This is a genomic window from Novosphingobium sp. B-7, from assembly GCF_000410615.1.
In the GTDB taxonomy this organism is placed as follows: Bacteria; Pseudomonadota; Alphaproteobacteria; order Sphingomonadales; family Sphingomonadaceae; genus Novosphingobium; species Novosphingobium capsulatum.
Genome location: NZ_KE148495.1, coordinates 1 through 291, shown reverse-complemented (window position 1 = coordinate 291; position 291 = coordinate 1). Strand labels below are relative to the sequence as shown.

Here is a 291-nt window from a genome sequence, read left to right as displayed (position 1 = left end):
CCGCTGCTGTTTGCCTGCGCGCTCATCGCCAATGCCGCCAGTTTCGTACTGCCCATCTCCAACCCCGCCAACCTCGTGCTTTATGGCGGGCACATGCCGCCGCTGGGGCCGTGGCTGGCGGCCTTTGCCCTGCCCTCGCTGGCGGCGATCGGCGCCACCTATGCCGTGCTGCGCTGGTATTTCCGCCGCGATCTGGCCGGCACTTGCGCTGCCGTGGTGGAACGGCCCGCCCTGTCGCGCGCGGGCAAGGCGGCGGTGCTGGCCATCGTGCTGACGGCCGGCGTGCTGCTG

General features: G+C 71.1%; 1 pseudogene. It reads left to right on the top strand.

Annotation, left to right across the window (positions count from 1 at the left end):
* A pseudogene (locus tag H926_RS34330) lies at positions 1 to 291 on the top strand (arsenic transporter); the annotation flags it as partial.